This is a genomic window from Mesonia aestuariivivens (assembly GCF_019311235.1).
Classification (GTDB): Bacteria; Bacteroidota; Bacteroidia; order Flavobacteriales; family Flavobacteriaceae; genus Mesonia; species Mesonia aestuariivivens.
The window spans coordinates 1-4,759 of record NZ_JAHWDF010000035.1 but is presented as its reverse complement, the minus strand read 5'-3'; the positions used below and the strand labels follow the sequence as shown (position 1 = coordinate 4,759).

Genomic DNA, 4,759 nt, shown 5'->3' with positions numbered 1-4,759 from the left:
GCGTTGGGGTCATTTTACCTTGTATAGTTAGCGAACGAACGCGCTCCTTATCTTCTAGGGAATGGCCTTGGTGAATAATATTTTTTAGGGCTTCAATACTGCGTTTCACCTCATTCGCCGTTTCGGTGATTCCTTTACCCATCACCTCGGCAATGGCTTTGTATTGAAAGCCATAGGTCAAGCAGAGTTCTATTAACCGTTGCCGCTCCGCACCCAAAAAGGGCAGTACTTTTTTAACTTGGTCAAAAGCTTTTTGTGTGGCTTCTTGGGCTAATAAATGCTGGTCTTCTTCAGCGGCGGGATCGTGCCCCAGCATAAAGTCTTGATAATTCCCAAACAATTCTAACCTGTTCATGCTGCGGTAAAAGTGGTTGCGGGGCCTACAGTAGTAATAGGTGCATTCCCGTTTCATCACATAGCGTAAAAAGAAGAAGATGTGCTGTGGCGTTTCTAGGGTATCCCGATGTTTCCAAAGCTTCAAAAAACAATCTTGCACCAAGGTCTCAATTACAAATTCATCCCGTATCAATTGCTTGCCCAGCCAAAAAAGCATGCGGCTGTATTGTTGATAGAGGTGTTCTAAAGCGATGGGCTTGCCTTGTTTGAGGTTGTTGAAGACTTGGGTTTGCATAAGATTTAGGTTTTAATGTGCATTTTTAGCTTTTTTAAAGTAGAAATGAGGGTGTGAAATGGGATATTAGGTTAATATATTAAAAATTAATTTCATTAATTAAGGTGTTTTGTTCTGAAATTCGGTATAAATGTATTGATTAAAAGATAAATTCACAAGTAAAAGTTTAGATAATCGGAAAAAATTAACTTAAAGCCTAACTTTATGTACTGAAAAAGTAATAAAATCAATGACAGAATTAGGACTCTACTTTGCTAAAAAATCTATTAATAGATCAGATGTTTCTCGTAAAACAGGAATTAGCAAAACTCGCTTGAGTGAATTGGCTAATAATCCAAACACTCAATTAAGAGTTAGGGAGTTATATTTAATTGCGTTAGCTATAGATGAAGATCCTGGTTTTCTTTTTACATACGTTTGTAAGGGTATAGAGTTACCAAAAGAGTAGAGTAGGAGGCTATTGTTTTAAATACTTTATATATGGAAATCCATTAGAAAAAGAAGAAGGGGTTAATTTTCGGAAATAAAATTTTCTATGATAGGTGTTTTTTATGCTGATATTACAACCTAAAAAGTTGGTTTATCCGGAAGTATTTAGCCAAAAACGGTTATATTCGTTATGATATAACCAGTTGGGCAACATACTGAAAAAGCCCACCGCACAAACAGCACATTTGGTTTTTGCCGACACAAAAGCCAACACTGAAAAAACCAAAAGAGCTGTTTTTTTCCAAAGCTCGAAAAAATACTATCTGAATACTTGCCTTAAAAAATTTTATCTATATTTGACACTTACTGTCAAGTTATAAATTTCAAATGGAAACAATCGGACAAATATTAAGGAACAAAAGACAAGAGTTGGGACTGCTTTTAAGACAAGTTTCTGCTTATGTTGATATTGACCAAGCAATATTGAGTAAAATCGAAAGAAACGAGCGAAAACCAACGAAGGAAATGTTGGAACGACTTGCCGAAATCCTAAAACTCGATAAAGATGAATTAATGATTCAATTTATAAGTGACAAAATTGCTTATGAAATTGCAAACGAAGATTGTGCAAACAAAGCTTTAAAAGTGGCAGAAAGAAAAATAAAATATTTAAAATCTCATCCTGTAAAAAATTAACTATGCGAACATTGACAACTGATATTGAAAACACAAGCGTAGTTGAAGAACCACAATTGGCTGTAAAATTCAACGTAAAAACTGAATTGCAGAATGAAAAGGAAAAAGGCAAATCAACTTTAAATATGCTTTCTCTATTTTCAGGCTGTGGAGGAATGGATTTAGGTTTTGAGGGCGACTTTTCTGTTTTAAAATCTTCTGTAAACGAAATTTTAAATCCTGATTTTATAGCAAATGAACTTGACAATAATTTTGTACAACTCAAAAAAACTCGTTTCAAAACAGTTTTTGCAAACGACATTTTAAAAGATGCAAGAAATGCTTGGGTGCATTATTTTTCCAAAAGAGGACACGATATAGAAGATTATCAAACCGATAGTATCGTTGATTTAGTAAAACTTCATCAAAGCGGAACTAAAGTATTTCCTGAAAATATTGACATCGTTACAGGTGGTTTTCCTTGCCAAGATTTTAGTGTCGCTGGAAAAAGAAATGGCTTTAATTCCCATAAAAACCACAAAGGCGAACTAAACACTGAAACTTGTGCCACAGAAGAAACTCGTGGAAAGCTTTATATGTGGATGAAACAAGTGATTGAAATTACTCAACCTAAAATTTTCGTTGCAGAAAATGTAAAGGGATTGGTAAACCTTTCAAATGTAAAAGACATTATCCAAAGTGATTTTTCATCTACAGGAGATAATGGATATTTAGTTTTAAAGCCAAGAGTTTTACATGCGGCTGATTATGGAGTTCCACAATCAAGAGAAAGAGTTTTCTTTATTGGAATCAAGAAATCTGCTTTAAAAAAATCCGCATTAGATGAATTGGAAAAGGAGATTATATCAGATAAATACAACCCTTACCCAAAACCAACTCACGCATATACATCGGATGGCGATAATTTAAAACGTCACGTAGATTTAAAAGAGCTTTTTGCAAATTTAGAAGAACCAGAAAAATCAATTGATTTATCCCAAAAATTTTACTCAAAAGCAAAGTTTATGGGTAAACATTGTCAAGGACAAATAGAAATTAAACCTGATGGTATTAGCCCAACAATCCGAGCAGAACACCACGGAAATATAGAGTTTAGACGATTATCTAAAAAAAATGGGGGAATACTAACAGAAGAACTTTCAAAAGGATTAAAAGAAAGACGTTTAACACCAAGAGAATGTGCTTTAATCCAGACTTTTCCACCCGATTATGAATTTGTAATTGAGAACAAACAAGGTCGTAAAGGCTCATATTTGGTAAGTCCATCAAAAGCATATAAAATAATTGGAAATGCCGTTCCGCCTCTACTCGCTTACAATTTAGCAAAGAGAATAGAAGATGTTTGGAATTTATATTTTAAAATGTAATGGTAGTATCTGTAAATTCAGAACCGCATAAAAACGAGTTCACCGCTTTGCTTAATTCAACAATTATTGAATTAAATGCACACGCCAAAAAATCGCCAAAAAAGATAGAACAACTAAAAGGCAATAAACTTGAACCTTACGTTGGAGACGTAATGACTGAATTAGCTGTGGGAACTGCTTTTGAAAATTCAATTGAAGTTATTGGTGGGCAAAAATTTCCTGACATTATCGCAAATAAATTTTACGGAATAGAAGTAAAAACTACTACTCAAAATCATTGGAAGACGACAGGAAATAGTGTTTTAGAATCGACAAGAGTTGAAGATGTTGAGAGAATATTTATGCTATTTGGCAAACTTGGAAAACCGATTGAATTCAAATGCAGAGCATATGAAGAATGTTTGTCAGAGGTTGTTGTAACTCACTCGCCAAGATATTTAATCGATATGAACTTGGAGAAAGGCAAAACAATATTTGACAAAATAAATACGCCTTACGACACTTTACGACAAAAACAAAATCCGATTAAACCAATTACTGACTACTACAAAAGTAAATTGAAACCTGGACAAGATTTGTGGTGGATACAAGATACAGAACAAGCAAGTAATCTTGTAATTAATATTTGGAATAATCTAAACCAACGAGAAAAGCAAGAAATAAAAAATAGAGCAATGGTTTACTTTCCAGAAGTTTTTAGTAATCGAGGAGACAAGTTTGCTCGACTAGCGATTTGGTTAGTAACAAAGGAATCCGTTGTTTGCCCAAATATTAGAGATTTATTTACAGCAGGCGGAAAAGACGATTATCTAATCAAGAATAAGACTTACAAAAATATTCCAAGAATCTATATTAAGCTGTTTGAGAATATAGACTCGGTTTTAGAGGTTTTGATTAACACATCATCAATTGAGTTAACCGAATATTGGAATGAGAAAACGAGCGAAAAGAAAAAAATAATGGATTGGATTGAGTTAGTTTCAATGAATTCAAAAACTGTAAGTGGAGCAAAACATTTGAACTTAAAACAGATGCTGAACGAATTAATATTGTGATGGAAAAGCCAACGCTAAAAGCCGTACACATTTGCAATTCGCACCAGCCGACACACGAGCCAAAAATTGCAAAAGAGTATGTCTTTGCCAACGCTGACAGACGGACGAAAAAAAAGTACGATTGCCCAACAATGGCTATACGTAATGCGGGTTAAAGTGCTTATATGAAAGTAATTACATTAAATAAACTAACTGCTAAACGGACAATGAAGTGCCTTGAAATCCCGCACTACGCATAGCCGAGACCGTCAGACTGTCTCAAAACCATGCCATCTTTACCGATTATTTTTCAGGATATGATCTTTGGTATGTTTATTTTTAAGGTATGGAATACCAACAAGGACAAGACCGGGAACAGCTCAGCCTTTACGCAACCTGTTTGGATGATATGATCCCTGGGGAGAATAGCGTACGACTCATTGATCAATTTGTCAATTTGCTCGATTTATCACAGATGGGCTTTCAAACCATAGCTACTCAAGGGAGGCCGCCCTATGATCCGGCTGATCTGCTCAAACTCTTTATCTATGGCTATATGAACCAGATGCGATCTTCCCGAAGATTGGAGAAAGAGGCTTATC

Annotated in this window: 6 protein-coding genes; 5 read left to right on the top strand and 1 reads right to left on the bottom strand. The window is 34.8% G+C overall.

Annotated features, from left to right (window positions below):
- The coding region (locus KW502_RS14985) for an RNA polymerase sigma factor (protein ID WP_219041364.1) at window positions 1-631 on the bottom strand (631 nt) is incomplete at its 3' end.
- Between the two features lie 229 nt (window positions 632-860).
- Here KW502_RS14985 and KW502_RS14980 point away from each other — a divergent pair.
- The 5 genes from KW502_RS14980 to KW502_RS14960 form a co-directional block, all read left to right on the top strand.
- On the top strand, window positions 861-1,079 hold the full coding sequence (locus tag KW502_RS14980) for a helix-turn-helix domain-containing protein (protein WP_219041363.1): 219 nt from the start codon (window positions 861-863) through the stop codon (window positions 1,077-1,079).
- 368 nt (window positions 1,080-1,447) lie between these two features.
- Complete coding sequence (locus KW502_RS14975) at window positions 1,448-1,756, top strand: helix-turn-helix domain-containing protein (RefSeq protein ID WP_073213730.1); 309 nt, start codon at window positions 1,448-1,450, stop codon at window positions 1,754-1,756.
- Between the two features lie 2 nt (window positions 1,757-1,758).
- The gene (locus KW502_RS14970) at window positions 1,759-3,123 is read left to right on the top strand and encodes a DNA cytosine methyltransferase (protein WP_255554289.1); all 1,365 of its coding nucleotides are present in this window, start codon (window positions 1,759-1,761) and stop codon (window positions 3,121-3,123) included.
- The gene (locus KW502_RS14965) at window positions 3,123-4,178 is read left to right on the top strand and encodes a hypothetical protein (RefSeq protein WP_255554288.1); all 1,056 of its coding nucleotides are present in this window, start codon (window positions 3,123-3,125) and stop codon (window positions 4,176-4,178) included. Before KW502_RS14970 ends, KW502_RS14965 begins: the two co-directional genes overlap by 1 nt.
- A 325-nt stretch (window positions 4,179-4,503) precedes the next feature.
- Window positions 4,504-4,759, top strand: a 256-nt coding sequence (locus tag KW502_RS14960) for a transposase (protein WP_219041362.1), incomplete at its 3' end; no start/stop codon positions are given.